Source organism: Bradyrhizobium sp. ORS 86 (assembly GCF_045571475.1).
Classification (GTDB): Bacteria; Pseudomonadota; Alphaproteobacteria; order Rhizobiales; family Xanthobacteraceae; genus Bradyrhizobium.
Genome location: NZ_CP120699.1, coordinates 6,278,341 through 6,305,209 on the forward strand (window position 1 = coordinate 6,278,341; position 26,869 = coordinate 6,305,209).

The following is a 26,869-nucleotide window of genomic DNA, read 5'->3' on the forward strand; positions in this document are numbered from 1 at the left end:
CAACCCGTTGGCTGACGGGCCGTCCTGCCTTGGCGAGCCGTGCCGATCGGTTCTCTTTCGAGGCCGGATGGCGCGCCCGGAACCTCTTCCGAAGACGCAACGGGTCGCCCGCCAGGACCTCTTCCAAGGTTGTGTTCCTGAAACGAAGCCGTCTTAGCATGGCATTGCTCCCTGATGCAGGAGCTCATGGTCTCAGTCACAGGCGCCGACGTGGGTCCTGCATGCTGAACGATAACGTGCGACGGCGCGCTTTGCTTCAAGGGACCGATGACACCGGCCGACACCCTCCTACTCGGCTGATTTACCTCAAAATTTCCAGCGAATTCCCTGCAGGGGCACCCGCAATGGAGTAAGGTTCCATACAATTCGTCGCATCGGGAAGTTCACACATGCCTCGCGCGCCTTCGATCGCGCCTCCGCAAGCGGATCATGATACCTATTTGGTGCTGAACGATTTCGGCAGACTTGGCCGCGCCTGGTGCGAAGCGGATGAAGAGGGCACCGATCGCAAAACCCTGATCCGGCGTCTGATGGACGACCAGTACAGCCGCCCGGTGCGCATTGTGGCCTTCAACACCGCCGAAGGATGGTCTCGCGATGTCACCAAGGATATTGCCGACGAGCTCCGGCGCTGCATCGCGGAGTACGATGAAGTGCCACGCTCCGTGCAGGAATTCGTTGAGGCGGCCCTTCGGTGCTGAGCCGAGCACGGCCGATGTCGGTGACAATCGACGTCGTGTCTGAACACCGGGCCAGCTCATCGCAGCACCCGGGCACGCGCTCCGCGTCTTTACCCAAGATGCGACAACTCGACACGACGGGCAACTCAGCAAAACCCGTCAAGCCCTCGCAGCAAAAATATTTCGGTTTATCGGAATGGCAACTCGGTGTATGAATAACCCGTCTCACCCGCCTGAGGGGCGCTTCGCGGTCGTCACGAGTGCTGGGTCGAGATGCGGTGGACGCCGCTTGCGCAACTGACGAGTGCGCATACGGCGGACGGCGAAGTCGTGCAGGCCTGACGCCCTAGTGGCAGGTGTCCTGTTGCAAGACGCAATTGCGTCTTGCAACAGCGGTGACAACCAAGCCCAGTCTCGCCGGGGCGAGCACGTATAAGCCGTAACCCATCGCGCAGGGAAAGCCGGGATTGCTCCGGTTACACCTGTGGTCCTACCCCCGGTGCTACTTTTATTGCACCGGGCCCATGGGTGCGATCGGCACCCGGCTTTCCCTGCGCCCTCTCTTCACGAGAGGGCGGAACGAGATGCAAAACTCGGACAGTTCATGTCGCGAGAAGGCGAAGTTGTATCCTCATCATCATCTGTCATCGCCCGCGAAGGCGGGCGATCCAGTATTCGAGGCAGCAGTGATTGATCCGAGAGGCCGCAGCGTACTGGATCCCCCGCATGCGCGGGGGATGACCACGGGGGGAGTGGCGGCCCGGTCATTGCGAGCGAAGCGGCTTGTCCGCCGAAGCCTTGGCGAAGGCGGAAGCAGTCCATCGCACCGCATGCGCGGAAGGATGGATTGCTTCGTCGCGGAGCCTGTCGTCAGGCGCGCGCTCGCGCGACCCGTTGGCTCCTCGCAATGACGGCGTGAGACATCGCGTGAAACCTACCCCCAGCGTCGTCACGGCGAAGGCCGGGACGACACGAACGTGTTGCGCAGCATGCCCACCCCTCACGCGGCCATCGGAGCCGTCCACGCATCGTACGCCGGAGATCTGCTGTCGCGGCGGAATGTCCGGCTAGGCCGGCCTGAACCCGGCCTCGGTCAATGCGGCACGGCTTTCATCGGACGCCAGCGCGTCGAGGAACGCCCGCACCGCCGGCCGCGCTTTGCGCGCCGTCACCAGCGCGAAATCATAATGCTCTTCGGCGAGTGGAATGAAACCGAGTCCGGACGCATGGGCGACCGGGGCGATGGTCATGCCCCAATCGGCACGATGCTGCGCCACGGCGGCCGCGACCGCATTGTGCGAGCGCGGCTGATTACAGTAGCCGTCAGGCCTGCTGCCACCGAGCAGCCGGTCGATCAGGATGCGGGTGCCGGCGCCCTGATTGCGGTTGACCATGATGCAGGCGGGATCGGCGAGCGCGGCGCGCACCGCATCCTGCGCGCTCAATCCCGCAAAGCGCGTGTCGTCCTTGCGGAACACGATGCCCTGCATGCGCCGCCACCCCGGCACGAGCTCGAGGCCGGCGGCGAGATACGGCGTGTTGTAGGTTTCGGTCTTGTCGTCGAACAGATGGATCGGCGCGAGATCGCACTCGCCGCGCTTGGCGGCCGCCAGCCCGCCGAGGCTGCCCACCGCGATCGACCGCACAGTCAGGCCGGCGCGCGCCAGCGGCGCGGTGACGAGATCGAGCCCCGTGCAATGGCTGCCAACGATCACGAGATCAGGCACCCGCACATACGGCGTGAACAGCGTCACCTCGGCCTCACTGCCCGCCGTCATCTGATCGGCCAGCGCGTCGATCTTCAGGAAGCCATCGGCCTGCGCGAACGACGTGATCGCGCCGGAGCCCTTGCCGCTGGGATAGGCGATCAGGCCATCGGCGCCTTCGACCAGCGAGACCATGACGAACTCGGTGCGCCCAAGCTCGGACGCGATCCGCACCGGCACCTTGGCCATCACCTTGGCATCCGAGCGCGGCGGCAGACCGGCCATCCGCCGCAGCACCGGAACGATCATGTCATGGAAGGTGAACATCGCCGAGGTTGGGAAACCCGGCAGGATGACCACCGGCTTGCCGTCACAGACCGCGAGGCAGAGCGGCTTGCCGGGCTTCAGCGCCACACCATGCGCGATGATGCCGGGCTTGCCGAGCCGGCTGATGATCCGGTGCGAGACGTCGCCTGCGCCCTTGGATGTGCCGCCCGACAGCACGAGTATGTCGCTCTCGGCCAGCGTCCTGCGCATCGTGGCTTCGAGCTCGGCCTCATCGTCCGGAATCGCGCCAAGGAAACGCGCTTCGCCGCCATTCTCGGCAATTGCCGCCGTGACGATGGCGCCGTTGGTGTCGTAGATCGCGGCCGGCCGCAGCTTCTCACCCGGCTGCACGAGCTCGTCGCCGGTCGAGAGGATCGCGACCTGCGGCCGCCGTGCCACCTGAACCTCCGCGATGCCGCAGGCCGCGAGCATGCCGATCTCGCGCGAGCCGATGACGGTGCCGGCGCGCAGCAGCGCCTCGCCGCGCGCGATGTCGGAGCCGGCATAGGAGACGAATTGTCCGGGCGACGCCGCGCGACGAACCTCGATCGCGCGATGGCTGGCGGGCTGGGTGTGCTCCACCATCACAATGGCGTCGGCGCCGCGCGGCACCGGCCCGCCGGTCGCGATTGCCGTCGCGGTGCCCGACAACACCGGCCGCATCGGCGCGATGCCGCAGGCAATGACCTCATCGTTCAGCAAGAGCCACACGGGCGCCCCTTCACCCGCGCCGGCAATATCGGCCGAGCGCACCGCGAAGCCGTCGACATTGGAGCGATCGAACGGTGGCACGTCGATCGGCGCAACCACATCCTCCGCCAGCGCGCAGCCGAGCGCGTCGGCGAGCGGACGCGTCTCGCTCGGCACCGGCCGCGGAAACAACGCGGCCTCAAAGCGCGCGAGCGCGTCCTCGCGCGAAAGGATGGTCAGGAACTGGTCCTGATCGAGGTGAGAGCCATTGTCATTCCGGGATTGTGCGCCACCACCAGACCCGGAATCTCGAGATTCCGGGTTCGCGCTATCGCGCGCCCCGGAATGACGATGCTGCTTGCTGTCGCTCGATACGGGCATCTCGGTCATCTCGGGAACTCACTCTTGCAAGATATAGGGATCGACGGAGGCGCCCGCAGCAAACCCCTCCGCCGCGCCCGGCACGATCAGCACGGCCTCGGCGCGCGCAATCGCATCGAGCGACAGTTCCCCGATCGCGAGCGTCATCCAGGTATCCTGCTGCCGCGCCAGCAGCACGACCTCCGCAATGCCGACGCTCGAGGCGATCTTGCGCGCCAGCGGCAGCGCGAGCATCTCGCGCGGACGTCGTCCCGAGAGGCGATCGAGCACGGGAACCCCAATTGCCCACCACGCCGCGAAGGCCTGATCCGGCGCACCCGGCAAGGCGATGACCGGCGTTGCATCGATCCGCCCGATCGCCGTGGTACAGCCAGGCTGCAAGGCGATACCGTGCGTGATCACTTCGCCGCGCACAGCAAGCGCGGTCACGGTCGCATCGGTGCGGCCGACGCCGCTGCCGCCGATCGTGATCAGCAGATCGCAGCCATCCGCATCGAGTGCGCTTGCGATCGCCGCCGCATCACGGCCCGCCGCGTCGATGCAGACGACATCGGCGTCAACGCTGCGCGCCACTTCCGCGATGAACGGCGCGGTCACCATGCCGCCGGGACTCTTGACGATGCGAAGCCGCGGGCGCCGGACACGCAACCTCTCCAGTCCCGCGGCTCGCGCAAGCAAGAGGTCACGCGGCCGCACGGGCTGCCCTGCTTCCACCAGCGCCCGCCCCTCGGCGAGATCGCTGCCGGCGCGCCGGACGCCCTGCCCCGGGATCGCTTCGGCAAGCACCTGCGCAAGCGGACCGGAGCTGTCGACCGCGTCGGCGTCGACCACGCAATCGGTGCCATCGGGCATGGCCTGGCCGGCCTCGACCCAGACTGGGGCCGCGGCCAGCGGCAAGGGCGCATAGGACGACGCGCCGACCAGATCATTGGCGCGCATCGCCCAGCCGTCATGGACCGCGACATCGCGCGGCGGATGCGCGCGCAGTGGCGGCATCTCGGCGGCGACGCAGCGCAAGGCATCGGCGAGCGGCAACTCGATCGGCTCGACCGGCGCGATGTCGCGCAACAAGGCGGCGAGCGCTACGTCGAGCGGAGTGAGCGAAGGCGGCAAGCGTTGGGCTGTGACCATAACCCGCTATGGACTGAATCGACGCCGAAAGAAACCGCCCCGAGCCAGTCCGAACGCCAGCCATTAGACCGAAGGCGCGTTGACGCGGACACCAAAATGGTTGCAAAAGAAACCAATATGGCCACTCGGCAAAGCCGCGGCACAAAGAATAACGGGCCAATGCGCCAATTGAGGGAGGGAGACAGAATGATCGCCAGAAGACTATCCATGTTCGGGACGCTCGCAGCCGCGCTGCTGGCCTCCTCGGCCGCAATGGCGCAGATTTCGGATGACGTGGTCAAGATCGGTGTGCTCACCGACATGAACGGCCCGGCCTCAACGCCGACCGGACAAGGCTCTGTCACCGCCGCGCAGATGGCGGTCGACGATTTCGGCGGCAAGGTGCTGGGCAAACCGATCTCCGTGATCGTCGGCGACCATCAGCTCAAACCCGACATCGGCGCAACCATCGCCCGGCGCTGGTACGACGTCGATCAGGTCGACCTCATCGTCGACGTCCCGGTGTCGGCGGTCGGGCTCGCGGTGCAGAACATCGCCAACGAGAAGAAGAAGCTGTTCATCACGCATTCGACCGGCGCGACCGATTTCCACGGCAAGTTCTGCTCGCCCTATGCGATCCAATGGGTGTTCGACACCCGGGCGCTCGCGGTCGGCACCGCCAAGGAAGTGGTGAAGCGCGGCGGCGATAGCTGGTTCTTCATCACCGACGACTACGCGTTCGGCCACTCGCTGGAGAAGGACGCATCCGCCGTGGTGACCAAGAACGGCGGCAAGGTGCTGGGCGCGGTGCGGCCGCCCTTTGCAACGCCCGATCTGTCGTCCTTCATCCTGCAGGCGCAGGCCTCGAAGGCGAAGATCATCGGCATTGCGGGCGGGCCGCCGAACAACACCAACGAGATCAAGACCGCCGGCGAGTTCGGCGTGTTCGCCGGCGGGCAGCAGATGGCGGCGCTGCTGGCCCTGATCACCGACGTCCACTCGATCGGCCTCTCTGCCGCGCAAGGGTTGTTGCTGACCACCTCGTTCTACTGGGACATGGACGACAAGACCCGCGAATGGTCGAAGCGCTACTTCGCCAAGATGAACCGGATGCCGACGATGTGGCAGGCCGGGGTCTACTCCTCCGTCATGCACTATCTCAACGCCATCAAGGAGAGCGGCACCGACGATCCGTTGAAGGTCGCGGCCAAGATGCGCGAGAAGCCGATCGAGGATTTCTTCGCCCGCAACGGCAAGCTGCGAGAGGACAATCTGATGGTGCACGACCTCTGGCTGGTGCAGGTCAAGACGCCCAAGGAGTCGCAATATCCATGGGACTATTACAAGATCCTGACCAAGATCTCGGGCGAGGACGCGTTCGGCCCGCCGGACCCGGCCTGCCCGCTGGTGAAGAAGTGACGACCGGAGGTCGTCATTCCGGGGCGATGCGTTAGCATCGAACCCGGAATCTCGAGATTCCGGGTTCGCGCTCCACGCGCACCGGAATGGCCTTTCTGTAGGGCACCAAAGACGTCTAATGCGCTCTTCACTTCACCACCCCGATCTCGCGGAAGTATCTGAGCACACCGGGGTGGATCAGGTTGATGTCGGGTGCGGCGGCGACGGTGTTGGCCGCGGTGGTTTCGCAGGCCTGCGCGAGCTTCTTGCAGAAGGCCGCCTCGGCGCCGTGCAGCGTCTTCGCGAGCCGATAGGCGACATCGTCGGGCAGGCTTTCGCGCACGAGGATGTAGCTCCAGGAGCCGACCGAGGCGATCGCCTCGGTCTGCTTCGGATAGCTGCCCGCCGGGACTGTCAACGGCTTCAGGAAGGTATGCTTGGCACGGATACGTGCAATCTCGTCCGCACTTGGCGCGATGAAGCGGGCGCCGCTCGGGCTCTCGGCCATTTTGGTGAAGCCGGGCCAGCCGATGCCGGCGCCCCACAGCGCGGCGGCGCGGCCGTCCTCCACCATCGCCGGGCCGTCGCCGGCGCGATCGAGGTAGATCGACTTGAAGTCCTCGTCCTGCTTCAGCCCGATGCCGTCGAGGACGTAGCGCGACAGGATCGGCAGGCCGGAGCCCCTGGCGCCGAACGCGACGGGCCGGCCGACCAGATCCTGGATCGTCTTGTAGGGGCTGTCGGCGCGGACCACGAACATGCCGGGGCTCGAATACATCGCGGTGAGGATCTTCAGCTTCGTCGCCGCCGGCCGCCCGATTCCCATGAAGGCCTCATAGGACGGCTCGCCCGCAACGGTTGCAATATCGATCGTGCCGGCCTCGAGCAGCGGGATGTTCTCGTTGGAGCCCTTGGTGTTGCGCGGTTCGATCGACAGCGTCGGGTCGGCGGCGTTCATGACCTCGGCGAAGGCGTTGCCATAGAGCGGAAAGCCGCCGCCCGGCGTCGCCGTGCCGAAATGGATCGTGGTCTTCGACATGGCCCTGTCCCCCGCTTGCGTCACCGCGCCGCCCGCGAGCAACAACGCGGCGGCGCAAACCATAACAGCGAATTTCATATCAGGCCTCAAGCAGCATGCGATGCAGGGCAGGCGATCGTCGCACGGCGGACGTCGTAGGCAAAGCCAGCGTTTTGTGAAACCATGGCGGCAATGCTCACAACAAAATGACGGGAGAGACAATGATCCGGTTCGCGCGTGCTGCTTTGCTCGGTTTGGCCTGCTGTCTTGCTTCGCTTGGCCCCTCGTCCGCCTCCGACTACCCGAACCGGCCGGTGCGCTGGCTGATCGGCTTTGCCGCCGGCGGCCCGGTCGACATCGTCGCCCGCATCATGGGCCAGTGGCTGTCGGATCATTTCGGCCAGCAATTCATCGTCGAGAACCGCACCGGCTCGGGCGGCAACATCGCGGCCGCCGCCGCGATCAACTCGCCGGCCGATGGCTACACGCTGCTGTTCGTCGCACCCAACAATGCGATCTCGACCTCGCTCTACAAGAAGTTACCATTCGATTTCCTGCGCGACACCACGCCGGTCGCGAGCATCATGCAGCTTACCAACATGCTGGTGGTGTCGAACGCGATGCCGGTCAAGACCGTTCAGGAGTTCATCGACTACTGCAAGGCCAATCCCGGCAAGATCTCCTATGCCTCCTCGGGTAACGGCACCTCGGTGCACATGTCGGCCGAATTGTTCAAGGCGATGACCAAGTGCGACATGCTGCACGTGCCGTATCGCGGCTCGGCGATCGCCTTCCCCGACATCATCTCCAACAAGGTCCAGTTGATCTTCGACAATCTTCCGTCGGCGCTGGAGCAGGCCCGCGGCGGCAACGTGCGGGCGCTTGGCGTCACTTCGCCGCAGCGCTGGCCGTCCGTGCCCGACGTGCCCGCGATCGCCGAGACGGTGCCGGGCTTCGAGGCGGTCGGCTTCTACGGCATCTCGGCGCCGAAGGGCACGCCGCCGGAGGTTGTTGAGACGCTCAACAAAGCGGTCGGCGAAGCCTTGAAGGACCCGAAGCTCGTGGCCCGCCTCGCGGAGGCCGGTGGCATCCCGAAGCAGATGACGCCGGCCGAATTCGGCAAGCTGGTGGCGGACGAGACCGAGAAATGGCGCAAGGTGGTAGAGTTCGCCGGGGTCTCGGTGGATTGATGCGTCGACGGCCGCGGAAACCGGCGTCTGGCCCCTGTTCCAGCAGGCCGCCGATCAGGAGATCGCGGAGCGATCGGCGGCTCGGAGCGGCATTGCCGAAACCGCGGGCACCCTGTAAACGGAGCCCCGCACCGTTGCCGACCGTACCAAGCGGCCCGCAGGCGGCGGGGCCTGTAGCTCAATGGTTAGAGCCGGCCGCTCATAACGGTCTGGTTGCAGGTTCGAGTCCTGCCGGGCCCACCAATGAAATCAACTACTCCTTATTGGATCTTGTTTGGCCGAAGCGGGATAACCGCACCAGAAACCGCACCAGATACGTGCGCATTTCGTTCGCTGTGCTCATGCATGGCGATCTTCTCGACGGCGTCGGAGAGATAATCTGGGTGATGATGACCGTAGGTGTTCAGCAGGACGTCAAGTGACATTCCGAGATAGCCAGCTGCCTGCCACGGATCTGCGCCCCTCTGCATCAGCCAAGTCGCCGCCGTGTGTCGCAAGGTATGAGGAGATATTCCGGGACCAAGCCCCGCAAGCTTGACGGCGCTCTTGAATGCGGTTTTGACCGAGGCCACCGGCCTGCCGTTGAACTCAACGAAGTGCCTTGCGTCTGGATCAATGCGGTGCCAACGCCGCAAGTGGGTGAGCAAGCGCGAGGGGATCGGGACCGTCGGTTGCCGCTTGTTGGTTTTCGCGCTGCCCTGCTTCTGACGGTAGTAGCGTCCGCGCTCCAGGTCGACATAAGAACGACCGACCGCTGGGATTGGTGATGCCGCGGCTATGGCTCCAGCCCGCGTCCCGCTGTAGATGCCCAAGAGTATGAAGCGAGCAAGATGTCGCAGCGGACGCTTGCGCGTCGGGGCCTTCACATCCTCCATCGGTCGGCGCGAATTCTTTTGCCGTTCGCGATAGCGCCAGCAAGTCCAAATCAGCTTGGCCGCGTCGCTGCGTGTCAACCACTTGTCGCGCGGCTCACCCTTCTCCGGCAACGAGACCTTGACGATTTCCCTGTGGTATCCTTCGGCTGCATGGTGACCAACAGCGGCACGCAGATCCTCAAGATCTCGGCGCGCGCCGCCCTTTCTGCGGCATTTCTTGTATGAGCGGCATGCCTCTCCGTTTACTTCGCCAAGCATTTTTGCGCCCCACCACTCGTTCAATCGCTCGATGCGCTTCTTGAACTTGCGGATAGCGGGAATGGAATCTTCGTTTTCGCCATCGACGTTAAAGCGATCGCGAAGCTTTTCAAGCTGCGCATCTAAGTAAATCGACAGAACATCCGCGACCGGAATATCGTCGATGTGCCGTATTCGTCGCTCCGGCGTGTACTTAGACGCTAAGTATTCCTCTAATTTCCTTTCCGCAGCCGCAATCTCATCTGCAGCGCAGCCTGTGCCGACATCCCGGCCGTTGTCTCTGATAATCCAGGTCGCTTGGTGGGTGATCTTTCCGCTTTTGTCTCGGCGGGCGGCCTTGAGCTGGAGCCTGGCGCCCTTGCTTCGTCGCGGCATAGCTCTCGCATCCGTTCAATGTGAGCCAGAGTGGTAAATTCCTTGCCGGCAATCTTCTCAACTAGCAGTCGGTTACGATCGCGCTCACGTCGCAGGCCGGCGACCGTCATTCCGCCCATAGGGAATGCGATCTTCACGGCATCAGCAAGGCGAAGCGGGGTATCTGGCGTAATTTCCGATTGCGTTCGATCTCTCATCGACGCCTGCGCGGTTCTTCAGCGGCAAAGCCGCACTTGTTGAATTATGGTCCTCCCAATCCTGCGAAGGAAGCCGACGTTCCCCATTATCGCACAGTGCCGTGTAACCTCGTACAATTGGCCAGATAGCTTCAAGACCACCGTCCGGGGAGTTGGCGCTTGGACACCCGAGCGGGTAGCCACGGCTTCGCGCGCTTCGGTGACACGACTGAGAAACGTTTTGTACGTTTCGGACGTTGCCATCGAGATTTCCCCATACATTTCGAAGTTACCGTCGTCGACCCTGATCGATGATTGCGCAAGATAAGCAATCTGCTGCGGCACGATCGAACATCGACACCGGTCGTGTCGTGCGTCTTGAGGACGCCCGCCGCTAATTTATGCCGCGAACGCGTCGATCCCTTATCAAATTGTCCGATTTGCACCTCGCAGCCGCCAATTGCCGCACTAGCCGAGGGAAAGGCTTCCCGAAACGCAGAATTCACATACACCTTGAACTAACGGCGGAGCCGAAGGGCTCGCTAATCCATGAGCACCCTGTCCAAGCATGCCGAAGCATAAAGTCGACAAGCTCGCCCGCGCAAAAGCGCGGCCCAATCCCGCCCAATGGGACGAGGACGAAGTGATGACGCTTGTGGAGGCTGTTGCCGTGTTCTTTCCACACGGACCGTTGACGTTATCGTCCTTGCGCAAGGCCACGGCTGTAGGGACTCTTGAAATCGCCAAAGTAGCAGGGAAGGATCTGACGACCCCTCGTGCCATCCGCAAAATGGTCAAACCATCATGCCGGGCCGCAAAGCCAAACCGCCGCGACTCTGGCTGCGAGAAGACGAAGGATGCTGGGTCATCCTCGATCAATCGGGCGGAAAGCGACGGCAGATCCGCACAGGCTGCTGCCGCGATGACACTGATGGAGCAGCGCAAGCGCTGGAAAAATACATCGGCTCGCGCCACACGTTCGCAATTGGGGCGACCGACCCTCGTATCCTCTCGATAGCGGATATCCTGACCTTTTATGAGACGTTGAAACGACCCCGGTCGCAGGACTCCCGGAAACTCGCAGACCATGAGCTATTGCTCATTCGCTTGCTCGATCTGAACGCATTTTTCGGTGCGAAGAAGATCTCAGAGCTTAAGGCGCAGCTCTGCCGGGACTTTGTCGACTGGTCGACCGGCGCTCCGAACCAGAACAATAGAGCGGCCGGTATTACACCGCGCGCCGGAACTGTCTCGGATCAAACGGCGCGGCGGCGGCTAGAAGATCTGCGTGCCGCGATTAACGCCTACCATGCCGAGCACACGCTTAGCATCGTGCCAAAGGTTACGTTGCCGCCAAAGGCAGACGGCCGGCAGCGTTGGCTAACGCGAAACGAGGCCGCTCGTCTATTCGGTGCAGCGATGGGCTACGTTTGGGATGTCGCGCGTGGTCACTGGAAGAGCACTCTGAACGGGCGCCTGATCCGCCGTGAGCGCTGGATCATCAATCGGCGTCGGCCGGCAGCACGCTTTATTCTCATCGGGCTGTACAGCGCCAGGCGAGAGGAGACGATCCGCCGGACACAATGGATGGCGACCACTACGCATCCATGGTTGAACCTCAATGCCATGATCTATCAGGGTCGAGGCAGCGACGAACAAGCCACCAAGAAGCGGCGTCCTCCAACAAAAATTGCCAATCGACTACGACCACATTTGGTGCGCTGGCGTTCTATCGACGCGCGGCGTTCGGCCAAACTGCGCGCGGCGGGGCTGATGAAGGATGGCGAGGAAATCCGCTTCGTCGTCAACCGCATGCATGACGGCCAGCCTCTCGCTGGAAAGATCCGCTCCGCCTGGGAGGGAATCCTTGAGGATGCAGGGCTTGGCGATGAAGTCGTGCGGCACTCGCTCCGACATACCGCGGCTACGTGGCAAATGCAGGCAGGTACCGATCTGTGGGAAGCCGCTGGATGGCTTGGTATGACCGTCGAGCAGCTCGAGCAAAACTACGGCCATCATCATCCGGACTTCCAAGAGGAAGCGGCAGAGGCTTTCGGGGGACGCCGCTAGCTCAACATTCGAGCTTCGACCTCAAGCGTCGACGCGCGCGTCGCGGGCCTCCCGCCACCGAATGCCGATTATCACGACTAAGAGTTCCCGGACGTCGCCCCCACACCTCAAGGGGCGAGGACCGCCACCCTGATGATACTGCCAGCACCAGAAAGAATGGCATCAAATGGCCGCGCAACGGTGTAAGATGACCCAATTCGTTGCGCATTTCGTTGCGCCATCAGACCGGCGAAACTATAAGCCATTGAAAGAATGGTCGGAGTGGCAGGATTCGAACCTGCGACCCCTGCGTCCCGAACGCAGTGCTCTACCGGGCTGAGCCACACTCCGACTAAGAGGCCCGGCTTATAGCGTCGGGTTTCAGGGACTGCAAGCTACCCAGTTGAGGATTTAGTCACAGTGGATACAGGCCTGAAAACGCTCGTTCTGCCCGCCGGCGCCGCCGCCACCGCGACGGCCGCGGGGGTGTTGGCCGAAGGCGGCCTGGTGGCCTTCCCGACCGAGACCGTCTACGGGCTTGGCGCCGATGCCGGCAATGCGGCTGCGATCGCACGGCTTTACCAAGCCAAGGGCCGGCCAGCCTTCAATCCGCTGATCGCCCATGTCGCCGATCTGGCCGCCGCCCGGCGGATCGCCCTGTTCAACGGGCAGGCCTTGCGGCTTGCGGAAGCGTTCTGGCCGGGCCCGCTGACCCTGGTGTTGCCGAGGGCCCTGTCCTGCCCGGTGGCGGAGCTGGCTACCGCCGGCCTCGAAACTGTCGCGATTCGCGTCCCGGCCCACAAGATGGCGCGCGAGATCATCAAGACCTTCGGCGGTGCCGTGGTGGCGCCCTCGGCCAATCTCTCCGGCCATGTCTCGCCGACCACGGCCGAGCATGTGAACGGCGACCTCGCCGGCCGTATCGATCTGATCGTCGACGGCGGCCCGGTCGAGGTCGGCGTGGAATCGACCATCGTCGGCTGCTTCTCGGATCCGGTGCTGCTGCGGCCCGGCGGCCTGCCGCGCGCCGAGATCGAGCGTGTGCTTGGCCTTCCCCTGCAATCACCACCACCAGGCGCGGAGGGCGAGGATGGCCAGCCAGTCGCACCGGGCATGCTCGCCTCGCACTACGCGCCGCGTACGCCGGTCCGGCTCAATGCCAGCGACGTCCATGTCGGCGAAGCGCTGCTGGCGTTCGGGCCGACCAAGGTGGCGCGGGCCGCATATGCCTCCGTCGTGATGAACCTGTCCGAGCGCGGCGACCTCGCCGAGGCTGCCGCCAACCTTTTCGGCTACCTGCGCGCGCTCGACAGAATAAACGCCGATGCCATCGCGGTGATGCCGATTCCGGATGATGGCCTCGGCGAGGCCATCAACGACCGGCTGCGCCGCGCGGCCGTCGGCCGGGCATGATTCGAGCACGGAACCGCCGCACAATCATGGAGATCAGCGCGTGATGCGGTCGCCGCAATGGCATCATGCTCGATATCGGGAGTGAAAGACCAAGAACAATGAATATCGTCCAGCCTGCCATGCCCCCGCTTCCATCAGACCTGATCCAGAAATTCCGCACCATCGTCGGCGAGAAATATGCGGTGACGGATGCCGCCGATATCGCGCCTTATCTCACCGAGGAACGCAACCTGTTCCAGGGCCGCTCGCCGCTGGTGCTACGCCCGGGCTCAACCGCCGAAGTCGCCGCGATCTGCAAGCTTGCGAGCGAGCACCGCATCGCGCTGGTGCCGCAGGGCGGCAATACGGGCCTGGTCGGCGGCCAGACTCCGCACAATGGCGAAGTGGTCGTCTCGATGCGCCGCATGGACAAGATCCGCGAGGTCGACACCGAATCCAACACCATGACCTGCGAGGCCGGCGTGGTGCTGCAGGTCGCCCAGCAGAGGGCCGCTGAGGTCGATCGGCTGTTTCCGCTTTCGCTCGGTGCGGAAGGCAGTTGCACCATCGGCGGCAATCTCTCGACCAATGCCGGCGGCACCACGGCGCTGGCCTATGGCGTTGCGCGCGAGATGGCGCTCGGGGTCGAGGTCGTGCTGGCGGACGGCCGTGTGCTGAACGCGCTGTCGAAGCTAAAAAAGGACAATACCGGCTACGACCTGCGCAACCTCTTCATCGGTGCCGAGGGCACGCTCGGCATCATCACCGCGGCGACGCTGAAGCTGTTTCCGAAGCCACGCGCGATCGAGACCGCCTTTGTCGGGTTGAAATCGCCGGCCGCGGCGCTCAAGCTGTTGTCGATCTCGCGCAACGAGGCCGCCGGCGCACTAACCAGCTTCGAGCTGCTCGCCGACATCGCAGTCGAGTTCTCGATCCGCCACGGCATCGACATCCGCGATCCGCTTCAGAGCAAGCATCCCTGGTACGTGCTGATGGAGCTGTCGTCGTCACGCGACGACGCCCGCGACACGCTGGAGGCTATCCTCACCAAGGGCATGGAGGACGGCATCGTCGACGACGCCGTGATCGCCGCCAATCTGAGCCAGCGCCAGGCGTTCTGGAAGCTGCGCGACGAGATGTCGGGCGCGCAGAAGCCGGAAGGCGGCTCGATCAAGCATGACGTCTCGGTGCCGGTCGCCGCGGTCCCCGCCTTCATCGAGGAAGCAAACGCCGCGGTGGTGAAGCTGATCCCGGGGTCGCGGCCGGTGCCGTTCGGCCATCTCGGCGACGGCAACATCCACTACAATGTCAGCCAGCCGGTCGGCGGCAATGCGGCCGATTTCCTGGCGCGCTGGCACGACGTCAACGCCGTGGTGTTCGAGATCGTGCTGCGCATGGGCGGCTCGATCTCGGCCGAGCACGGCATCGGCGTACTCAAGCGCGACGAGCTTCCAGACGTGAAGGACAAGGTCGCGATCGAGCTGATGCGGTCCATCAAGACGATGCTCGATCCGCTCGGCATCATGAACCCGGGCAAAGTGCTGTGACTGCGGCCGCACCATCGCCCGCTCTTTCCATTGCTCTGATCACGGACCACGACGTCGCCGACGTCGTCGCGCTGTGGCAGGAGTGCGGTCTGACCCGGCCGTGGAACGATCCCACAACCGACATCGCGCTGGCGCGGCGCGGGCCGAATTCGGCCGTGCTGGTCGGCCGCGACGGCGGCGCGCTCGTGGCAACCGCGATGGTCGGCCACGACGGTCATCGCGGTTGGGTCTATTACGTGGCGGTCGATCCCGGCCGGCAGGGCAAGGGCCTTGGCCGCACCATCATGATGGCGGCGGAGGACTGGCTGCGCGAGGCCGGCGTGCCGAAGCTGCAACTGCTGGTCCGGCGCGAGAACGCCAAGGCGGGCGCATTCTACCAATCGCTCGGCTTTGAGGAATCGACCTCGGTGATGTTCGCCAAATGGCTCGACGGCCGCGAAGCGACATGGTGAGGAAGCCAAAGGTTTGCACATGAGCATTGCCGACCGCGTTCGCGTCAAGGAGGTTCAGCTTCTCTCGAAGCGTCGCTACGAGCTGATGAGCGCGACGCTCGACTACCGACGCGCCAATGGCGAGTGGCAGACTCAGGTGCGCGAGGTCTACGACCGCGGCAACGGCGCGGCGCTGCTGCCCTACAATCTCAAGACGCGCACCGTCGTGCTGGTGCGGCAATTCCGCTACCCCGCCTTCGCCAACGGCTATGACGACCTCTTGATCGAGGTCGCCGCCGGCATGCTCGACGACGCTGAGCCGGAGCTGCGCATCCGCGCCGAGGTGGAAGAAGAGACCGGCTACCGGCTCGACCACGTGCGCAAGGTGTTCGAGGCCTTCACAAGCCCGGGCGCCGTGACCGAGAAGCTGCATTTCTTCGTCGCCGAATATGACGCCACGATGCGGATCGGCGATGGCGGTGGGCTCGCCGACGAGGGTGAGGACATCGAGGTGCTGGAGCTATCGATCGGCGAGGCGCTCGCCATGATCAGCGACGGCCGCATCGTCGATGCCAAGACCATCATGCTGCTGCAATACGCAGCGCTGCATCTGTTCGGGTGAATGCCGGATTGCCGGAGCAGCGTCGTCCCGTCTGTGGCGAGACGACATCACACCCGACGAGCGACGGCGTTGCGTTATCGCATCGTGATCGCGAGGCCGCTCAGATCGGCGTTCGCCATCAGGCCCACCTGCTGGCCGGTTAGCTCGAGCACCGCTCCCTTCTGGTTGGTGAGCACGATCGCGCGGGCGCCGCGGCCGAGCGCCAGCCCGGCTCCCGCCGCGCCGTAGACGCCGGCGACGTCGGAAGGACGGTTGATGTTGCTGACGCGGCCGCGCAGCACGGTCTTCGAGCCGCCGAACACCAGGCCGTAGTCGAGCCCGCCGGTGGAGAGCGGATAGCTGCGGCCGCGGAAGGTCAGCATGCCCGTGCCGCCGGAGCCGCCGATGAACCATCCGGCCTTGTAGATCGTGAGCTGGATGAAGCCGCTATCGGCATGCGCGGCGGAGGACAAAGCGGCGCCTGCGAACGCCGTCAGTGCAACCAGCGCGGCACGAAGGACGGATGACAATCTCATTGTGCGCACTCCCCAAAGTTGGCTCAGGTCGCGACGCGGATACGAATCACCACGCGCCAACTGTAGCAATCGCGCGTGGCGGCGCAATTTGGCAAGGCAGCCGCGCCTGCGTGCAAACCGCGTTGAACCTGTCTTTCGGGGTTGCAACACCCCAATGCGAGCACACCGGGCGGGCGTACGGCAATGCCGCCTGCGCGTGCATTGTCCGGCATGAAGATGCCGCCTCAGTGATGCTTGATCAGCGCGTCGCGCGCGGCGGCAAGCTCGAGGAACGCCGGGCCGTTGCCGCCGCCATCGGGATGCACCGTCTTGGCAGCGCGCTTGAAGGCCTGATGAATTTCCGTCGCGGCCAGGCGCCGGCCGAGCGGCAGGCCGAGCAATTGCCGATACTGGTCTTCCTGGGTCAAAATCTTCGGCGTGAGGCCGCGCCGGCCGAACTGCGGCGCGGACAGCATGTACAGCGCATCGCTGATGATGCCGAGGCGACGTCGCGCCATCTCCTTGGTGCGGCGATCGGCCGATCTGGCCGCGGCGTGGCGCAGCACGGGCAGCACCTGTGCGGCCGCCTGCCGCAGCGTCTCGTCGCTATCAGTCGCGGCGATCTCGGCCACCATCCGGGCCATCTCGCCGTAGTCGGGATCGGACGCTGCACAGAAGCGTTCGATCGCAAGTCTCCACTGTCTGATACGCGGGTCCATGTTCGGGTCCGTGATGTCATCCGAATCTGGATGACAGCAACGCGCAAACACGGCTTGGCGTTTCGATTGGCGCAGTTTTGAATAGTGTTGTCGACAACGCACAACAAACGAGGAACGCCATGCCCCTACTCGACAATCACATTGCCGTCGTCACCGGTGCGGGCTCCGGCATCGGCCGCGCGATCGCCGTGGGCTACGGCCGCGAGGGCGCGCGCGTCGTGCTGCTCGACATCGATGGCGACGCGGCGGCGGAGGCGGCAAAGGAGACCCGCGACGCAGGCGGCAAGGCCGACAGCTTCGCGCTCGACGTCACCAATCGCGACGCCTGCATCGCGATGGCACAGCAGGTGGCCGACAAGATCGGGCCGGTCTCCATCCTGGTGAACAATGCCGGCATCGCCCGCCGCAATGGCATGCTCGGCACGAACGAGGCCGTGATCAAGGATTGGGAGGACATCATCTCGATCAATCTCACCGGCGTCTTCAATGTGACACACGCCTTCCTCGCGCCGCTGCGCAAGAACAGAGGACGCATCGTCAATATCGGCTCGATCCAATCCTTCGTGCATCTGCGCACGCCGAGCTCGCCCGCCTATACCGCCTCCAAGCACGGCGTGCTCGGCTTCACGAAGGCGCTCGCTGCCGAGCTCGGCAAGGATGGCGTGCGCGTCAATGCAATCGGCCCGGGCTTCATCGAGACGCTGCTGAATGAGAAGGTGCGCGCCACCAATCCGGATCTGGTGAAGGTTTTCATGGATCACACGCCGCTCGGCCGCGCGGGCAAGCCAGAGGACATTGTCGGGCCCGCGATCTTCCTCGCCTCCGATATGTCGGCCTACGTCTCCGGGTCGATCGTGATGGTCGACGGCGGCTATCGCACGTTGTGACGACGGGAACCCAATCGTGGCGATTTCGAGGTATTTTCCATGACGCCGCAGACGCTTAGTGGGTATTAAGGAGTTGTTAACCAAACTGGCACACCGTGAAATTACGGGCTTTGGGGTAGTTCGATTCTCGATGTTTCCGCTTCATCGGTGAGGCGGGCGTTGATCGGGAGGTGTCAATGTCCTACGCGTCCACCCTGCCTGCGCCGGAAGCTATGCTGCTGCCGTCGCTGGCTCCAAATGAAATCGTGCCACTGCTGATTGGTGCGACCGTCGACGAGGTCGAACGGGAGCTCGTGCTGCAGACGCTGGCACGCTGTGACGGCAACCGCACCCGCGCCGCGCGCGTGCTCGGGCTGTCAGTCCGGACCTTGCGGAACAAGATCCGCGAATACTCTGCCGAAGGCATCGACGTGCCGCCGCATTCCGACAACGGGGCGGGATAGCGGCTCAGATCGGCAGATCGATCGCAAGGCGCCGCCAGCGCGACAGCAGCGGGCTGTCATCGTGTCCGAGATAGCTTGCGAGGCAGACCTCGGTCGCCGCGGTCTGTTGCAGCGTCCGCGTCACCAGCGCGGTCGCGTAGTCCCAGTACGCCTGGCGGCCGCGAGGGTCCTCTTCGATCAGCGATTTTGCGAGGATCTCGATGTAGATCGTCGTAACGGTCTTCTGCCAGAGGCGGCCTGCCTTCATCGCAGGGCGAAGCACGCCGTTCCGGGCATGCCACATCAGCCAGTAGTCTTCTTCCACGCCCGCCCAGGCCGATGATGGTAACGACGGATCAAGGCACGGCGAGCGGCATGGCAGCGGCTGCCTCGTGCGCGCATCACAGAAGAACGAATAACCAAGCTTGTGATACCAGCCCACCCGCAGGAATTTTCGGATCGTGGCCTGTTCATGCGCCTCTAGCAATCGTCCGCCCGAACGTTCGAGATCGGTGATGATCGACTCCAGCCTGTCGCGATCGAATGGTTCGACTTCGAGCACCACGCCGATATTGCGCGGAAACAATTCGCCGAGCATGTCGACCATCTCGCGATAGAATGTTCGCGCCAGGCCGCCGCCACGCCACGCCCTGTGCACGCCGACATGATTGCAAAAGATCAGGCGGCTTGCATGGTCATAAGTGAAGAAGCCGAACCCGATCGCACGCTGCACAGCGCGCAGGATGAAGAAGCGTGAGTCGAGACGGTACGACATCCTTCGACCGCCAACCACAAAGCTTCGCCGCTCGCCGATATCATCTGATAACACCCAGCGCACGATATCGTCCGAATCGTCGCGCTCGCTCGCGGGAAACAGCTCTTCGTAGAGATCGAGGACACCGCTGTCGCGGAAGGTCGAGTCGTCGACCACATCGTGTCGCGTGACCACGATATCGAGCGCAGGTCCGCCTGCGGCTTCGCCGGGCGCGTCGTTCAGAATTCGCAACGTGTCCTCCGCTACCGGCACACCGAATTATGACTGTTGATCGCTTGCATCAGCATCGGCCGCCAGAATTGAAGCTGTCATCCAACCTCTGTTACAACCGACTTGAAATCGCGACGGAGCATATCAGTGGCTGACGACACGACCTCCCGCCAGGGGCCGCGGGGACCGCAAGGCCGTCAGGGTGAGCCGGGACGTCCCGGTCCACAGGGACACCCGGGGCGGCCGGGACCGGGAGGGCCACGCGGCAAGCCGGGTCCACAGGGAAAGGCCGGAGCAGTCGGCAAGGCGGGACCACAGGGTAAGCCCGGGGCACCAGGCAAGGCAGGTCCGCAAGGCGTCCGCGGCGAGCCCGGCCCGCAAGGTCCGCAGGGCCCCGCGGGTCCGCGCGGCGAAGCCGGTCCGCCCGGTCAGTTGCCGTCGATTGATCAGGTGATGCCATGGCTACACATGATCTTCGACGCCTGGGAGGACTACAAGCGCACCAAGGAGCGCGAAGCGGCCGAGCAGGCCGAGCACGACGCAGCCGAACGTGCCGCTGCTGAGGCGATCGCCCTCGACGTCGACGCCGGGGATTTCGGCGACGATGATGACGACGACGATCGCAAGAAAAAGAAGAAGCGCCGCAAGGATAAGAACAAGTAACACGTCTCGTCCCCTAAAGCGCGATGAGATTGGGAATCGTCATCGCGCTTTAGCTCCTTGTTTGAACATGATCTCCGCGCAAACGCTCCGCGTTTGTCGCGAGGGGAAACCGTTTCGCACCCTTCCGGATCATGCTCTAGCTTCGCGGGCACTCCTTGTAGCCGAACCGGTCGATGATCATCGCGCCCGGAATCGCGTGGAATTCCAGCGTCTCCATGTAGTGATGCGCCAGCACGTACTGCCGCAGCGCGGGCTTGTGGGCATTCAGCATCCGCTGGGTCGATGTGGGATTGATGTTGCGCTGGCGATCGTGGCCGGCGTGAAATAGCAGCGTCGCGCTGCGCTCGACGCAGACATTGCGCAGCCCGAGGAATAGCGTGCAGTTCGACTGACAATGTCCCTTGATGCGGAATAGCTCGCCGGTCGCGTTGGCCCGGTCGATCTCGGGCTGGAATTTTCCGATCCAGCCGCCCATGCCGTAACCCTCGGACGTGCCGGCACAGGCGGCCGACGACGCCAACGCAACGACCAGTGCAATGATGATGCGCATAGCGTGCCCTCTGTTCGCAACAGACAACGCCCGTTGGAGCCGCTTTGCAAGCTCGCCGTGGCGCCCGCCCCCATGGCGTAGTGCCCGGCGATGCTTGCGAACGCTCCGCAGATCGGGATGAATGCCCGTGGATCGTCGCCTCAACCGAACCGCAGACGGGAGCGCTCCCTCGCCTTTTCCGCCTCGACCTCGCGGTCGCGCACCGGCGCCGTAGTCTGTAATGAGATCAAAAGCTTTCGCGCGGCCTCGGAGACCTCAGCCACGGCAAGATTGAACGCAGCCTCGTTCGCCTGCGACGGCTTATTGAAGCCGGACAATTTGCGCACGAACTGCAGCGCCGAGGCGTGAATCTCCTCCTCCGTGGCAGGCGGCTCGAAATTGAACAACGTCTTGATGTTGCGGCACATGATGGTCTCCCTCACCCCGCAAGCTGCGTGGGCGACTGCCTAAGGACGATCGGCTGCTGCAAAATACGACATCGTGGTTTATTCTGGCACCCCTCATCGTCCACGGCGTAGCGAGGTTCCCGATGAGCCACGTGATCTATAAGGTCGTACAGCACGACGGCGGCTGGGCCTATACCGTCAACGGGGTGTTTTCGGAGCCGTTTCCAACGCGTGCCGCAGCGCTCGCCGCCGCGCGACGCGCCGCGACAGAACAGCGCGTCCCCGGGCGCACCGAGGCAATCCAGTACGAAACCTCTGACGGCAAGTGGATGACCGAGACTGCTGCCGGCAATGATCGCCCCGAGACGGATGTCGAGGAGGGTCGCTAGGGCATGTACGCATCTTTAAAACGGAACCTGCACGCCAAGCCGATCGAAGAACGCCCGCCCCCGATCCGTGACCCGTAACGCACGTGGAATGCGATGCGGTGCGACACAGCGCGCCTCGAGCAGTCGCGCGAGCACTGCATTGGCAAAGGGACCTGCGAGGTGTGGCACCCGCTCGGTCCAGTCGTTGCAGAGCCGCAGATGCGGCTGCCGCGCGGGATCGAAATCGATCTCCTCGGCTCGACACCAGGCCAGCCCCTGCTCCGTGACCTGTCCGCTTCGACCTTCGACGATGACGAGCCGGCGGCGGATCAGCGCGTTCGACAGCAGCACGCCGAGCTGACCCGCCAAATGATGGTAACAGGTGCGAGATTGCCTGAGCTGCTCGGCCGGCATTGCACGTCGGCGTGTGGCACTGGTTCTGGCGGCCAGATCGACCAAGGTCTCGATCAGCGCCGCCACGTCGTCGTCCCTGATCCGGTAGTATCTGAACCTGCCCTGCGCCCACACCGACAGCACGCGCGCATCGACCAGCTTCTGGAGATGCGCGCTCGCGCTTTGCGGTGAGATGCCGGCAACGACGGCCAGTTCGCCTGCGGGCAACGCCTTGCCATCGGCGAGCGCACTGACCATCGCCTCGCGCGCCGGATCGCCGAGCGCCTCCGCGATCCGCGAAAATCCCGTCTGCACGGATTGCGATGAACCCATGGCATCGTCCTCCAGTTCACTCAGCGTCCTAACCATATTCAGGACGATATGAAACTCATTTCAGATTTTCCTGAAACATCGGGGCCGCGTCCTGGCCGAAATTGGTGCCGTTCAACAGAACTGCAAGGGAACAATCATGACAGCCGACAAGAACGACGCGGAACGCATCTACCGGCTCTGGGACGAAGCCCTCGGCAACAAGGACCTGGAGGCGGCGCTGGCGCTCTATGCACCGGACGCTTCGATCGAAAGCCCGCTGGTTCAGCACCTGATGCAGACGGACGAAGGGATCGTCCGCGGCAAGGACAGGCTGCGCGAGTTCATCGCACGGGTGTTCCGGACCAACCCGCCGCAGCGCAGGCGCTTCAAGCAGGGGTTCTTTACCGACGGCCGAGTCATCACCTGGGAATATCCGCGACAGTCTCCCGACGGCGATCAGATGGATCTCGTCGAGGTCATGGAGATCAGGGACGGCCTGATCCAGTCCCACCGTGTCTACTGGGGATGGTACGCGCTCAACATCTTGAAGGGAGGCTAGGTCGATAATTCTCGCCCGGTCGCGCGGCGCGCCACTCGGACAGATGCTTCCGCCATGATAGACTTGCGCCCACGCGGCTGGACAAAGACGCCGCGCCCGGGGAGAAGCACGATGATCCGTTTGCGCGCGGCGCTTCTGGCCGCTCTCGTCTCGATGTCGGTACCGGCCATGGCTGCAGAGTATCCCACGCCGCAGGACGGCGAGTGGATCGCGAGGGACTTCAAGTTCCACACCGGCGAGATCATGCCGGAGCTGCGGCTGCACTACACCACGATCGGCGCGCCGAGCGGACAGCCGGTACTGGTGCTGCACGGCTCCGGCGGCTCGGCCGCCAGCATGCTGACGCCCACTTTCGCCGGCGAATTGTTCGGGCCCGGCCAGCCGCTGGACGCATCGAAATATTACATCATCATTCCCGACGGCATCGGGCACGGCAAATCGTCGAAGCCGTCGGATGCGATGCGGACGAGTTTTCCGAAATACGACTACAACGACATGGTCGACGCGCAGTACCGGCTCGTCACCGAAGGGCTCGGCGTCAAGCATCTGCGGCTCGTGATCGGCAATTCGATGGGCGGCATGCACACCTGGATCTGGGGCGTGCGCTATCCCCAGATGATGGACATCCTGGTGCCGATGGCCTCGCAGCCGACGGCAATGGCGGCGCGCAACTGGATCCTGCGGCGGACGATGCTGGATACGATCCGCAACGATCCCGACTACAACAACGGCAACTATGCGAGCCAGCCGCGAATGATGAAATACGCGATCGCGGCCTACCGCTTCGCGAGCGCCGGCGGCACGCTTGCCTACCAGGCGCTGGCGCCGACCGCGGCGCAAGCCGACAAGATGGTCGATGAGCAACTGGCGCAGCCGGTGACATCAGATGCCAACGACTTCATCTATCAATGGGAAGCCTCGCGCGACTACGATCCGTCCGCGGGAATGGAGAAGATCGAGGCGACGCTGCTCGCGATCAACGCCGCCGATGACGAACGCAATCCGCCGGAGACCGGCGTCACCGAGGCCGCTGTGAAGCGGATCAGGCACGGCAGCATCTATCTGATCCCGGCAAGCTCCGAGACGCGCGGTCACCTCACGACCGGCAGCGCCAGGTTCTATGCCCGGCAGTTGCAGGAGTTGCTGCAGACTGCGCCGCAGCGGACGATGTAACGATCGCGATCAGTCGATGATCGTAGGACCGCTTGCGCCAAATCGCGCGCCTGACGCGATCGAGGTGGCCGGCGGGCCACGCCGGATTCGGCTTTGTCCGCGGAGACTGGAATCACTCAAGCGCAGGATGACGCGGGCTGGTTCGGGTGTTACGCTGGGCTCAACATCACATCGGGAGAGCGCCGTGACCGACCTTGCCGCAGCCGACCTCGCCGCGATCTATCCGCAGCCGACCGCGCGCGTGATCGCCAAAGCACGTCCCGGGATCGACGCGCATGCACGAAAATTCATCGAGATGTCGCCGTTCTGCGTGCTGGCAACGTCCGGCTCCGATGGCAGCGTCGATGCATCGCCGCGCGGAGGCACGCCGGGATTCGTCAGCGTGACCGGACCAAACCAGCTCCTGCTGCCGGACCGCTCCGGCAACAACCGCATCGACAGTTTCCGCAACATCGTCGAAGGCTCGGGTCTGCTACAGTTGATCTTCTTCGTCCCCGGCATCGACGAGACGCTGCGCGTCGGCGGCACGGGCCGGCTGTCGGCCGATCCTGACCTGCTGGCGTCGATGATCGAGTTCGGCAAGCCGCCGCGTGCGGTGCTGCGGGTCGACGTCAAAGAAGCCTATTTCCACTGCGGCAAGGCGTTGATGCGCTCGAAATTGTGGGCGGCGGAGACGCGCGTCGAGCGCAAGGTATTCCCGAGCATCAGCCAAGTGATCCATGAGCAGACCGCGCTCGGCGAACCGGAGACCCAGGAGGCGGTCTACGAGCGCTACAAGACCCAACTCTGACGCGACACGGGTCGCCTTTCGGGATTTTGAGACAAGTTTCCGTATTAAGATTACTTCTTAACTAATAATTAAGGATCGGTTTGCGGACGCAACGGGGCACGGCTTAGCGTCCGCACGAGTTCGTAACGCAAGAGCTGGTGCGTGCCATGACCTATAGAATCTACCGGGCGCTGGTTGCGTCCGCCGGCGTTGCCGCGCTGATGTTTGGATGCGCGACCGAGACTTTCGCAAGGTCAGGAGCGGCGGCGCGCGGCGCGTTTGCTGCACCCCATCCGGCCTTCCGTCATCATGGACGTATCCCCGGCGCGTTCTGGCCGGCCACGGTCGGCTTTGATTCCGGTCCAGCCGGAGAGCCACTCGTCGAGACCGCGCCGCCGATCTCGAATGACGTCCGTTATACCTACACCTATGACGTTCCCTGGGACTGGGCACATCGCTATCCGCCGGCCGTGGTGCCATCGGACCGCCCCTACGTCTCGAGTTGCCCGACCGAGAGCGTCACTGTTCCCGGACGCGGCGGAGACCAGACTGTCAACATCACCCGGTGCTACTGACGCGAGGGGATCGAGCCGGCATCACAAGCCAAAAAGGCCGCCCCCTGGGCGGCCTTTCGCAATTCTGAGAATGGTGTCGGATCCCGAGGATGCCGGTCAGGACTCGTCGCCCTTCAGATGGCCGACGTGCTTCTGGGTATAGAGCTCGAGGCCGATGCGCTTGATCAGGTCGAGCTGGGTCTCGAGGAAGTCGATGTGATCCTCCTCGTCCTTCATCAACTCCTCGAACAGGTCGCGGCTGACATAGTCCTTGACGCCATGGCAGTGGGTTGCGGCCTCCTGGTAAAGCGCGCGTGCAGCGATTTCGGACGCGAGATCGCACTCGATGATTTCCTGGACGTTCTGGCCGATCTTCAGCGGATCGAGCACCTGGAGATTCGGAAAGCCTTCAAGGAATAGGATGCGAGCGACGAGTTTGTCGGCGTGCTCCATCTCTTCGATGGATTCCTTGCGCCAGACCTTGGCCATCTCCAACAGGCCCCAGTTGTCCAGCATCCGATAGTGCAGCCAGTACTGGTTGATGGCGGTCAGTTCGCTGCGCAGCCCCCTGTTGAGATAATCGATGACCTTCGGGTCGCCTTGCATGATCCACTCCACCTGTCGCGGCCAAATCGGCCAGAATCCAGTTTAGAATGCTTCTAAGTCAGATCGCTGGCAAGGGCAACCCTCCACAGAAGCGCGTGGATAATCGTGATTGCAGGCGATTTGGCGAGGGATCAGCAGGCCGCGAGCGCGAATTCGGTCGGCTCGGTGGTCTCGTCGTTGGCCGCATGCGGGCAACCGGCACAGCAGGCCTTGGCGCAGGGCCCCAGCGCCTCATCGATGATGGCCTTGATCGTGCGGGCACACCGGCCGCATTCGGCGCTGCAGCCGAGACAGCCGTACATCTGCTTGGCATTTCGCGTCAGGGACCCGCCGGCATTTACGGCGTCGCGGACATCTTGGTCGCTGAGGACGTTACAGGAACAGACAATCATCAGGAAAGGCAGGTCCATCGGTGATGCTTACCATTATCGATATTGTCGGCTCCCGCCGGATGCAAAAGGAAAAAGCGCTTTTTGAAGCAATTCCAAACTGATGCGGGATTCATATTGGAACGAGTCTAAAACCGGGCGCGGCCTCCACGAGCTTCATGGCAATCGCAAGGGCTCAGCGCGCTCAATCGCTGCTTTCGCCGCTCCCGCCATCGCCACCAATTGAATCGCCGCCTGTGCCAGCGGCGCCCCAGTGACTAACGCCCCCTCACCGTCCGAGCATCTCAACCCGTCGAACACGTATTCGTGGCCAAATGAGGCGGCTCCGTTCATTGATCGTTCAAGCGAAATATGGAACCTTTGAGCAGACAGATCACTCACGCGCTGTCCTTGCTCCCGAGAGGAAAGGTGAGGC

Annotated in this window: 28 protein-coding genes and 2 tRNA genes; 17 read left to right on the top strand and 13 right to left on the bottom strand. The window is 63.8% G+C overall.

Annotated elements, in window-relative coordinates:
* The first annotated feature begins 443 nt into the window (after positions 1 to 443).
* Positions 444 to 701, top strand: a complete 258-nt coding sequence (locus tag P6U25_RS28885) for a hypothetical protein (protein WP_407152638.1) — start codon at positions 444 to 446, stop codon at positions 699 to 701.
* Between the two features lie 1,046 nt (positions 702 to 1,747).
* Here P6U25_RS28885 and P6U25_RS28890 read toward each other — a convergent pair.
* Complete coding sequence (locus P6U25_RS28890) at positions 1,748 to 3,784, bottom strand: molybdopterin biosynthesis protein (protein WP_407152639.1); 2,037 nt, start codon at positions 3,782 to 3,784, stop codon at positions 1,748 to 1,750.
* Between the two features lie 18 nt (positions 3,785 to 3,802).
* Positions 3,803 to 4,915 carry a molybdopterin-binding protein gene (locus P6U25_RS28895; protein ID WP_407148160.1) on the bottom strand — a complete coding sequence of 371 codons (1,113 nt, stop codon included), beginning with the start codon at positions 4,913 to 4,915 and terminating at the stop codon, positions 3,803 to 3,805.
* 186 nt (positions 4,916 to 5,101) lie between these two features.
* Between P6U25_RS28895 and P6U25_RS28900 the strand changes: the two genes are divergently transcribed.
* A complete protein-coding gene (locus tag P6U25_RS28900) occupies positions 5,102 to 6,313 on the top strand; it encodes an ABC transporter substrate-binding protein (protein WP_407148161.1) in 1,212 nt (403 codons plus the stop codon).
* Positions 6,314 to 6,440: 127 nt separating this feature from the next.
* Here the strand turns inward: P6U25_RS28900 and P6U25_RS28905 are convergent, their stop codons facing one another.
* Complete coding sequence (locus P6U25_RS28905; RefSeq protein WP_407148162.1) at positions 6,441 to 7,409, bottom strand: TAXI family TRAP transporter solute-binding subunit; 969 nt, start codon at positions 7,407 to 7,409, stop codon at positions 6,441 to 6,443.
* Between the two features lie 122 nt (positions 7,410 to 7,531).
* Between P6U25_RS28905 and P6U25_RS28910 the strand changes: the two genes are divergently transcribed.
* Positions 7,532 to 8,500 carry a Bug family tripartite tricarboxylate transporter substrate binding protein gene (locus tag P6U25_RS28910; protein WP_407148163.1) on the top strand — a complete coding sequence of 323 codons (969 nt, stop codon included), beginning with the start codon at positions 7,532 to 7,534 and terminating at the stop codon, positions 8,498 to 8,500.
* 167 nt (positions 8,501 to 8,667) lie between these two features.
* A tRNA-Ile gene (locus P6U25_RS28915) sits at positions 8,668 to 8,743 on the top strand.
* Between the two features lie 17 nt (positions 8,744 to 8,760).
* Here the strand turns inward: P6U25_RS28915 and P6U25_RS28920 are convergent.
* The gene (locus P6U25_RS28920) at positions 8,761 to 10,008 is read right to left on the bottom strand and encodes a site-specific integrase (RefSeq protein ID WP_280976145.1); all 1,248 of its coding nucleotides are present in this window, start codon (positions 10,006 to 10,008) and stop codon (positions 8,761 to 8,763) included.
* Positions 10,009 to 10,988: 980 nt separating this feature from the next.
* Here P6U25_RS28920 and P6U25_RS28925 point away from each other — a divergent pair.
* On the top strand, positions 10,989 to 12,254 hold the full coding sequence (locus P6U25_RS28925; RefSeq protein WP_280976143.1) for a hypothetical protein: 1,266 nt from the start codon (positions 10,989 to 10,991) through the stop codon (positions 12,252 to 12,254).
* A 253-nt stretch (positions 12,255 to 12,507) separates the two neighbouring features.
* Here P6U25_RS28925 and P6U25_RS28930 read toward each other — a convergent pair.
* Positions 12,508 to 12,584: transfer RNA gene (locus tag P6U25_RS28930), tRNA-Pro, on the bottom strand.
* 69 nt (positions 12,585 to 12,653) lie between these two features.
* Between P6U25_RS28930 and P6U25_RS28935 the strand changes: the two genes are divergently transcribed.
* The 4 genes from P6U25_RS28935 to P6U25_RS28950 all read left to right on the top strand — a co-directional run bounded on the left by P6U25_RS28935 (position 12,654) and on the right by P6U25_RS28950 (position 16,225).
* Positions 12,654 to 13,646 (top strand): L-threonylcarbamoyladenylate synthase, encoded by a 993-nt coding sequence (locus P6U25_RS28935; protein WP_407148164.1) that lies wholly within the window; start codon positions 12,654 to 12,656, stop codon positions 13,644 to 13,646.
* A 98-nt stretch (positions 13,647 to 13,744) separates the two neighbouring features.
* The gene (locus P6U25_RS28940; RefSeq protein ID WP_407148165.1) at positions 13,745 to 15,172 is read left to right on the top strand and encodes an FAD-binding oxidoreductase; all 1,428 of its coding nucleotides are present in this window, start codon (positions 13,745 to 13,747) and stop codon (positions 15,170 to 15,172) included.
* Positions 15,169 to 15,624, top strand: a complete 456-nt coding sequence (locus tag P6U25_RS28945; RefSeq protein WP_407148166.1) for a GNAT family acetyltransferase — start codon at positions 15,169 to 15,171, stop codon at positions 15,622 to 15,624. The genes P6U25_RS28940 and P6U25_RS28945 overlap by 4 nt, the downstream gene beginning before the upstream one ends.
* Before the next feature lie 19 nt (positions 15,625 to 15,643).
* Positions 15,644 to 16,225 (top strand): NUDIX domain-containing protein, encoded by a 582-nt coding sequence (locus P6U25_RS28950; RefSeq protein ID WP_407148167.1) that lies wholly within the window; start codon positions 15,644 to 15,646, stop codon positions 16,223 to 16,225.
* A gap of 74 nt (positions 16,226 to 16,299) precedes the next feature.
* Here P6U25_RS28950 and P6U25_RS28955 read toward each other — a convergent pair whose 3' ends face one another.
* Both P6U25_RS28955 and P6U25_RS28960 read right to left on the bottom strand, forming a co-directional pair.
* On the bottom strand, positions 16,300 to 16,740 hold the full coding sequence (locus P6U25_RS28955) for a hypothetical protein (RefSeq protein ID WP_407148168.1): 441 nt from the start codon (positions 16,738 to 16,740) through the stop codon (positions 16,300 to 16,302).
* 224 nt (positions 16,741 to 16,964) lie between these two features.
* Positions 16,965 to 17,438 carry a hypothetical protein gene (locus tag P6U25_RS28960; RefSeq protein WP_407148169.1) on the bottom strand — a complete coding sequence of 158 codons (474 nt, stop codon included), beginning with the start codon at positions 17,436 to 17,438 and terminating at the stop codon, positions 16,965 to 16,967.
* 119 nt (positions 17,439 to 17,557) lie between these two features.
* Between P6U25_RS28960 and P6U25_RS28965 the strand changes: the two genes are divergently transcribed.
* Positions 17,558 to 18,325, top strand: a complete 768-nt coding sequence (locus P6U25_RS28965) for an SDR family NAD(P)-dependent oxidoreductase (RefSeq protein WP_407148170.1) — start codon at positions 17,558 to 17,560, stop codon at positions 18,323 to 18,325.
* Between the two features lie 176 nt (positions 18,326 to 18,501).
* Entirely contained in the window at positions 18,502 to 18,768 is a 267-nt protein-coding gene (locus P6U25_RS28970) for a helix-turn-helix domain-containing protein (RefSeq protein ID WP_407148171.1), read from the top strand.
* A gap of 4 nt (positions 18,769 to 18,772) precedes the next feature.
* Here P6U25_RS28970 and P6U25_RS28975 read toward each other — a convergent pair whose 3' ends face one another.
* Positions 18,773 to 19,753: a GNAT family N-acetyltransferase gene (locus tag P6U25_RS28975; RefSeq protein WP_407148172.1), complete on the bottom strand. Its 981-nt coding sequence runs from the start codon at positions 19,751 to 19,753 to the stop codon at positions 18,773 to 18,775.
* A gap of 120 nt (positions 19,754 to 19,873) precedes the next feature.
* Here P6U25_RS28975 and P6U25_RS28980 point away from each other — a divergent pair, with 120 nt between their 5' ends.
* Positions 19,874 to 20,395 (top strand): collagen-like protein, encoded by a 522-nt coding sequence (locus P6U25_RS28980; RefSeq protein ID WP_407152640.1) that lies wholly within the window; start codon positions 19,874 to 19,876, stop codon positions 20,393 to 20,395.
* A 136-nt stretch (positions 20,396 to 20,531) separates the two neighbouring features.
* On the opposite strand, the gene P6U25_RS28985 is transcribed toward P6U25_RS28980, so the two are convergent.
* Both P6U25_RS28985 and P6U25_RS28990 read right to left on the bottom strand, forming a co-directional pair.
* The gene (locus P6U25_RS28985) at positions 20,532 to 20,945 is read right to left on the bottom strand and encodes a hypothetical protein (RefSeq protein ID WP_407148173.1); all 414 of its coding nucleotides are present in this window, start codon (positions 20,943 to 20,945) and stop codon (positions 20,532 to 20,534) included.
* A gap of 140 nt (positions 20,946 to 21,085) precedes the next feature.
* Positions 21,086 to 21,352, bottom strand: coding sequence for a DUF2277 domain-containing protein (locus P6U25_RS28990; protein ID WP_407148174.1), 267 nt, complete (start codon positions 21,350 to 21,352; stop codon positions 21,086 to 21,088).
* Positions 21,353 to 21,474: 122 nt separating this feature from the next.
* Between P6U25_RS28990 and P6U25_RS28995 the strand changes: the two genes are divergently transcribed.
* Positions 21,475 to 21,720: a DUF2188 domain-containing protein gene (locus P6U25_RS28995; protein WP_407148175.1), complete on the top strand. Its 246-nt coding sequence runs from the start codon at positions 21,475 to 21,477 to the stop codon at positions 21,718 to 21,720.
* 15 nt (positions 21,721 to 21,735) lie between these two features.
* On the opposite strand, the gene P6U25_RS29000 is transcribed toward P6U25_RS28995, so the two are convergent.
* Complete coding sequence (locus tag P6U25_RS29000; protein ID WP_407148176.1) at positions 21,736 to 22,425, bottom strand: ArsR/SmtB family transcription factor; 690 nt, start codon at positions 22,423 to 22,425, stop codon at positions 21,736 to 21,738.
* 136 nt (positions 22,426 to 22,561) lie between these two features.
* Here P6U25_RS29000 and P6U25_RS29005 point away from each other — a divergent pair, with 136 nt between their 5' ends.
* The 4 genes from P6U25_RS29005 to P6U25_RS29020 all read left to right on the top strand — a co-directional run bounded on the left by P6U25_RS29005 (position 22,562) and on the right by P6U25_RS29020 (position 25,480).
* Positions 22,562 to 22,963: a nuclear transport factor 2 family protein gene (locus tag P6U25_RS29005; protein WP_407148177.1), complete on the top strand. Its 402-nt coding sequence runs from the start codon at positions 22,562 to 22,564 to the stop codon at positions 22,961 to 22,963.
* A gap of 111 nt (positions 22,964 to 23,074) precedes the next feature.
* The gene (locus P6U25_RS29010) at positions 23,075 to 24,136 is read left to right on the top strand and encodes an alpha/beta fold hydrolase (RefSeq protein ID WP_407148178.1); all 1,062 of its coding nucleotides are present in this window, start codon (positions 23,075 to 23,077) and stop codon (positions 24,134 to 24,136) included.
* A gap of 184 nt (positions 24,137 to 24,320) precedes the next feature.
* Positions 24,321 to 24,926, top strand: coding sequence for a pyridoxamine 5'-phosphate oxidase family protein (locus P6U25_RS29015; RefSeq protein ID WP_407148179.1), 606 nt, complete (start codon positions 24,321 to 24,323; stop codon positions 24,924 to 24,926).
* A gap of 146 nt (positions 24,927 to 25,072) precedes the next feature.
* Positions 25,073 to 25,480, top strand: coding sequence for a hypothetical protein (locus tag P6U25_RS29020; RefSeq protein ID WP_407148180.1), 408 nt, complete (start codon positions 25,073 to 25,075; stop codon positions 25,478 to 25,480).
* Between the two features lie 96 nt (positions 25,481 to 25,576).
* Here P6U25_RS29020 and bfr read toward each other — a convergent pair whose 3' ends face one another.
* Positions 25,577 to 26,065 carry a bacterioferritin gene (bfr, locus tag P6U25_RS29025; RefSeq protein ID WP_407148181.1) on the bottom strand — a complete coding sequence of 163 codons (489 nt, stop codon included), beginning with the start codon at positions 26,063 to 26,065 and terminating at the stop codon, positions 25,577 to 25,579.
* 131 nt (positions 26,066 to 26,196) lie between these two features.
* Entirely contained in the window at positions 26,197 to 26,457 is a 261-nt protein-coding gene (locus P6U25_RS29030; protein WP_407152641.1) for a bacterioferritin-associated ferredoxin, read from the bottom strand.
* Between the last annotated feature and the right edge of the window lie 412 nt (positions 26,458 to 26,869).

Excerpts from the sequence above, each read along its gene's own strand:
- P6U25_RS28890 (WP_407152639.1), bottom strand. The coding sequence starts at position 3,784 with ATGCCCGTATCGAGCGACAGCAAGCAGCATCGTCATTCCGGGGCGCGC.
- P6U25_RS28895 (WP_407148160.1), bottom strand. The coding sequence starts at position 4,915 with ATGGTCACAGCCCAACGCTTGCCGCCTTCGCTCACTCCGCTCGACGTA.
- P6U25_RS28900 (WP_407148161.1), top strand. The coding sequence starts at position 5,102 with ATGATCGCCAGAAGACTATCCATGTTCGGGACGCTCGCAGCCGCGCTG.
- P6U25_RS28905 (WP_407148162.1), bottom strand. The coding sequence starts at position 7,409 with ATGAAATTCGCTGTTATGGTTTGCGCCGCCGCGTTGTTGCTCGCGGGC.
- P6U25_RS28910 (WP_407148163.1), top strand. The coding sequence starts at position 7,532 with ATGATCCGGTTCGCGCGTGCTGCTTTGCTCGGTTTGGCCTGCTGTCTT.
- P6U25_RS28920 (WP_280976145.1), bottom strand. The coding sequence starts at position 10,008 with ATGCCGCGACGAAGCAAGGGCGCCAGGCTCCAGCTCAAGGCCGCCCGC.
- P6U25_RS28925 (WP_280976143.1), top strand. The coding sequence starts at position 10,989 with ATGCCGGGCCGCAAAGCCAAACCGCCGCGACTCTGGCTGCGAGAAGAC.
- P6U25_RS28940 (WP_407148165.1), top strand. The coding sequence starts at position 13,745 with ATGAATATCGTCCAGCCTGCCATGCCCCCGCTTCCATCAGACCTGATC.
- P6U25_RS28950 (WP_407148167.1), top strand. The coding sequence starts at position 15,644 with ATGAGCATTGCCGACCGCGTTCGCGTCAAGGAGGTTCAGCTTCTCTCG.
- P6U25_RS28955 (WP_407148168.1), bottom strand. The coding sequence starts at position 16,740 with ATGAGATTGTCATCCGTCCTTCGTGCCGCGCTGGTTGCACTGACGGCG.
- P6U25_RS28960 (WP_407148169.1), bottom strand. The coding sequence starts at position 17,438 with ATGGACCCGCGTATCAGACAGTGGAGACTTGCGATCGAACGCTTCTGT.
- P6U25_RS28965 (WP_407148170.1), top strand. The coding sequence starts at position 17,558 with ATGCCCCTACTCGACAATCACATTGCCGTCGTCACCGGTGCGGGCTCC.
- P6U25_RS28970 (WP_407148171.1), top strand. The coding sequence starts at position 18,502 with ATGTCCTACGCGTCCACCCTGCCTGCGCCGGAAGCTATGCTGCTGCCG.
- P6U25_RS28985 (WP_407148173.1), bottom strand. The coding sequence starts at position 20,945 with ATGCGCATCATCATTGCACTGGTCGTTGCGTTGGCGTCGTCGGCCGCC.
- P6U25_RS28990 (WP_407148174.1), bottom strand. The coding sequence starts at position 21,352 with ATGTGCCGCAACATCAAGACGTTGTTCAATTTCGAGCCGCCTGCCACG.
- P6U25_RS28995 (WP_407148175.1), top strand. The coding sequence starts at position 21,475 with ATGAGCCACGTGATCTATAAGGTCGTACAGCACGACGGCGGCTGGGCC.
- P6U25_RS29000 (WP_407148176.1), bottom strand. The coding sequence starts at position 22,425 with ATGGGTTCATCGCAATCCGTGCAGACGGGATTTTCGCGGATCGCGGAG.
- P6U25_RS29005 (WP_407148177.1), top strand. The coding sequence starts at position 22,562 with ATGACAGCCGACAAGAACGACGCGGAACGCATCTACCGGCTCTGGGAC.
- P6U25_RS29010 (WP_407148178.1), top strand. The coding sequence starts at position 23,075 with ATGATCCGTTTGCGCGCGGCGCTTCTGGCCGCTCTCGTCTCGATGTCG.
- P6U25_RS29020 (WP_407148180.1), top strand. The coding sequence starts at position 25,073 with ATGACCTATAGAATCTACCGGGCGCTGGTTGCGTCCGCCGGCGTTGCC.
- bfr (WP_407148181.1), bottom strand. The coding sequence starts at position 26,065 with ATGCAAGGCGACCCGAAGGTCATCGATTATCTCAACAGGGGGCTGCGC.
- P6U25_RS29030 (WP_407152641.1), bottom strand. The coding sequence starts at position 26,457 with ATGATTGTCTGTTCCTGTAACGTCCTCAGCGACCAAGATGTCCGCGAC.